This window comes from Gemmatimonadales bacterium (assembly GCA_030697825.1).
GTDB lineage: Bacteria > Gemmatimonadota > Gemmatimonadetes > Gemmatimonadales > JACORV01 > JACORV01.
Genome location: JAUYOW010000008.1, coordinates 1 through 4,550, shown reverse-complemented (window position 1 = coordinate 4,550; position 4,550 = coordinate 1). Strand labels below are relative to the sequence as shown.

Below are 4,550 nucleotides of genomic sequence, written 5' to 3'. Positions count from 1 at the left end.
GAATCGTGGCCGGGTCAACGCCGAGGATGGCCGCCAGCCCGGTGTCCGTCGCCGCGGGCGTCGCGGTCCGCGCCGCGAGACTGTCGGCCAGCGCCGCGGCCGTCACGGTGGGATCGGAGAAGTTGATGGTGAAGCCGCGCCGGACGCCGAACGGATCACCCGTCCACTGGACGTGGTAGTTTCCCGTCCCGATGGTCCGGGTGGCCGTCTCCTGCCGCCACTGCACCCGGAAGGAGTTGACGTTGGCCTGCGGGATGAACGCCCCGTTTTCCAGCGTCGTCTCCGCGGCGAACGTCCCCGCGTTCCGGTTATCGACCGAGACCACGAAGCCGGTGTAGTCCCGGCTGGCGAAGAACGCTGCCGGCGTGGCCGCCGCGCCGGTCAGCGTGGTGGACACGAACAGCGGGGTGCCGCTTTCGTTCACCAGCATGAAGCCGAGCGTCCCGGCCGAGGAGAAGCCGTAGAAGGTCGTATCGCCGTTGGTGGTCCTGGCCGCGCAGCCGGCCGTCGCGGGCACCCCACAGAGGGCGGCGGCGAACGGCACGCCGCGGGGCGCCGTGCTGACGCCGATGACGGTATCGAAGCGCGCGGACGTGGCTGCCCCGGTGACCACGCTGTCCTTCAGCCGCACCGTCGAGGAAATCACGGACTCCGGCACGACCGAGGAGTGGACCTCGATGATCCGAATGTTGTTCCCGAACGCCAAGCGGTAGGTCCCCGGTACGACGGTGCCGGTGGGCTGCAGACCGACGGGCACCGTGGCTCCGCCCTGTTGGCCGGTGGGCGCGAACTGCGTATTGGTGGAGCCGGCCTGGTTGCTGAACGGCACGTACAGGGAAACGACGTTCGGATCGGAGGCCGAGCGGCTCAGCGAGTTGATGAGCTGCGGCGCGGCGGTAAAGCTCCGCCCGCCGATCGCGTCGAACACGCCGTCGGCGTTGGTGTCGAGCGAGTCAATGACCGCGAAAACCCCCCCGCGCGTCTTGCCGAGCATCACGTACAGGAGCGTCTGCCCGCCCGTCACATTCAGATCCTGGAAGACGTTGGGGATGTCGCCACCGGCGAAATCGGCGCGCCGCAGGATCCGGTAGGCCTGCCAGCCGACCCCGACGGGGTTGCCGACCTCGTCCACGGCAGGATCGGGGGTGCAGTTCGCGTCCGACGTGAAGGTGGCGCCGCCGTCACAGGACTTGAAGACCTCGATCTCCTGGAGGTTGTCCGCGGCGCGCGCATTGATCTGGCTCACGAAGTTCGGGTTGAGCGTCCGGAGCCGCGCGAGCTCCGTGCCCGCGGCGGCACTGGTCACCTTGCCGGCGAAGTCGAGCAGGAACGGGTCCACCCAGCGCTCCGGCGCGTCGTTGAAGAACAGGTTCACCACGCTGAGGTCGCCCCCGACAGCCACTTCGCTCGACACGATGTCGGTGACGACCGGCGGCTCCGGGCCGAAGAAGAACGACTGGTAGAAATCGATGGCGGCATTGACAGCCGCCTCGAAAGGGGACTGGAGGAGCTCGGTGACGAACGCGAACATGAAGGTCACGGTGTCGCCCGCGGCCAGCTTGATCGGGCCGGCGCTGATGACGCCGCCGATGTTGCCGACCCGGTTGTTCTGCTTGCCCGGCATGGTGTCCGCATAGGTCGCGATGCAGCCGGTCGGCCGCATGGTGACGAACGCGGATCCCGTGGCACCGCCGCAGCTCTCGAAGCTCAACGTGTCCAGGACCCCGTCGCCGTTGTAGTCCCAGTTGCCGGGCGGCACCCACTTGTTGTACTTGCCGTCCTGGGTCGGGAAGGCGCGGCTGCGGAAGCTGAGCCAGTACTCCGCCGCGGCGATCGAGCCGGGTGTCCGGCCGTCGAGGACGTTCTCCTCGGTGGACGACAGCAGGCCGAAGCCCCGCTTGTCATTGAGCCGTGGCGTGTTGTTGGAGCAGGCGGAGAACCCGCAGGCGTGCCCGTGGTTGAACGTGATGGTGTCGCCCGCCAACGGGTGGCTGGGCAGGTAGAACGCCGATCCCACCCGGGTGAACAGCTTGTTCCTGAGGTCGCCGATCGGGCTCCTCAGGAAGATGACGGCGGAGGCGCCGCCGGTGGCGAAGCCCGTGCCTGCGGCGTTGGCGCAGCCCGTGACGCCGGTGGGCGCGAGGGAGTTGTTGCAGTTCACCGTGGTGCCGTTCTGGACGAAGATGGCCGCGCCGCGCCCGGGCTCAAAGTACTCGGCTGGTGCCTGGCCCCCGAGGCCCACTCCCTGCGTGAGGCCCAGGTACAGCGAGTCGTAGTCCAGCCCGACGCCGTACACCTGCGCGGAATTGTTGATGACCAGCAGCTGGTAGTACATGACCGACTGCACGGCCGGCAGGGCGTAGTTGAACGCCTGGAACTCGAAGTCCAGCCCCAGCGGCCAGCCGTCGTTGGTCGGATCTCCCACGCCGCCCGGGATCACCGACCCGTAGGTGGCCCGGATGCCGGAGTGGTGGTCCGACGCGGCCCCGTAGGTGGCGAAGTTGGTCCCTATGAACCGAGTCTGCTGCTTGAGGTTCGCCGGTACCCGGGAGAAATCGAAGGTGAACGCCGCGCCCTGCGACTGGAACAGCGCAATCCAGCTCTCCGTCGGGATCGGGCGGTCACCCAGCCACGTCCCCGCGGGCCAGGTCGGGGTGCAGTTCGAGCTGCCGAGCAACTGGAGGCCGGCGCTCAGAATGCCGTTGTTGCTCTGCGAGTTGTCCTGGCAGCTTCCGTCGGTCGTCGCGGTGGCCCCGGAGAACAGCGTGCCGAGCGTGCCGTCCTTGGGGCCGATCTCCATCCTCCCTTGGAACGTCAGATCGTTGCGCATCTGGCTGTAGCCATCGCCCCGCGCGCTGCGCAGGCTGGGCGCCCGGTCGCGGTTCTTGATCCAGTCTCCGCGCGGGACACCGGCCAGCAGGCCCAGCTCGAAGTACTGGAACCGGTTGCCGGCGGCGAGGCGGAGGCAGCGCTGCGCGAAGAAGCCGGTCTCGCACGGACCGACGTTGGTCATGAAGCTCCACAGGTTGCCGGTGCCGTGCATGCCGGCAAAAGCCAGGTCCTGGTTGCCGAACAGGTTGAAGGCCCCCGGCCTGCGGATCGGTGTGGCGCGGCCCGCTTCATCGAGCATCACCGTGGTTTCGCCGCCGGACCGGGCCTGCGCGCGGACGGCATCGGGCGCGGCGAACGAGGCCGCGGCGACGGCCGCGAGCAGCGCCCACGGGCGGACCGGCACGCGAATGCGACGAGGAATGAACATGTCTACTCCTTGGCGTTGGTCGAGCGCTGCTCGGGGGGCAGCCGGCGGCCCGGCCTGAAGGCCGGGCCGGGGGCCGCCACACCGCTCAGAAGCTCACGCGGATGCCGGCGTTGATCGACCGCTCGGACGAGTAGTACCAGGATCGGTTGTAGAACGACGAGCTTTCCGTATTGGTCGTGTTGCCCTGCCGACGCGTGCTCTGGTCGATCGTGCCGGCGTCACACCGGCCGGTGGTCGGGAAGACCTGGATGCAATTGCGGGTGTTGAACAGGTTGGCCACCCGGATGAACCCACCGTAGAGCAGGTTGCCCATCGTCCACCGCTTGGCCAGCTGCAGATCCACCGTAAGGGTGCTCGGGCCCCGGCCGCTGTTGCGCTCGGCCTGGCTGTTCCCCAACCCCTGGAACGTCAGCGTCGGGGTGTAGGGCAGGCCGCTGGCCGCCCGGAGCGTCACGCTCGCGTCGGAATTCACCAGCAGGCGGCCGATGACGGGCCACCGCGGCGCGTCCGCGCCGACGCGGAACTGGAGCGACGTGTTGAAGACGTGCGACTGGTCGATCTCCGACCGGAGCTCCTGCCGCGCCGTCGGGTCGCCACGCCGCTGCGACTCCTGCTCGAGCTCCGGCGGGGCCGCGTTGGTGGTCGCCTGCGCGAACGAGTAGTTGATGTTGAAGCCCCAGCGGTTGGAGACGCGCCGGCGGAGCTGGATCTCGAACCCGCGGACGGTCTGGAAGTCCTGGTTCAGGATCACCGAGTAGTCGAGCAGGCTCTTCCCGTAGGTGTTGCCGGGGTCGAAGACCCGGTTGCCCAGGGCGTCGAGACCGCCGTTCTTGACCCCCGACAGGCCGTACTGGTCCTTGCTGAACAGCGCCACCGAGAGCCCGTAGAGGCGCGACAGCTCCGACGAATAGCCGACCTCGTAGGCCGTCGTCCCCTCGATCAGCAGGTTGGTGTTGCCGACGAACGCCGTCCTGAAGAGGTCGGAGAACAACGTCGGGAGGCACTCGGTGGTGCCCGGCCTCACGGACGAAGCGCCGGAGCAGAAGCCGCCGCCGGCCGCGCCCGAATCCAGGCCGATGCCGGTGTTCTGGAACAGGTTGTTGTACAGCGGGTTCTGCGAGTACCGGCCGAAGTTGAAGTACACCGTCGAGGTCGCCGACATCGGGAAGCTGATGGCGATGCGCGGCGAGAACTGCCGCCGGGTCGACGACTGCGAGAAGTCGTCCTGCCGCGCGATGGCCGCCGCGCTGTCGAGCAGCGTGCGGTTGCGCGCGCAGGCCTCGAAGCCCGA

Annotated in this window: 2 protein-coding genes; both read right to left on the bottom strand. The window is 68.5% G+C overall.

Annotated features, from left to right (window positions below; genetic code table 11):
• The coding region (locus tag Q8Q85_00260; GenBank protein ID MDP3772681.1) for a hypothetical protein at nt 1-3,259 on the bottom strand (3,259 nt) is incomplete at its 3' end.
• Nucleotides 3,260-3,344: 85 nt separating this feature from the next.
• Nucleotides 3,345-4,550: TonB-dependent receptor (locus Q8Q85_00255; protein ID MDP3772680.1), on the bottom strand; the 1,206-nt coding region annotated here is incomplete at its 5' end.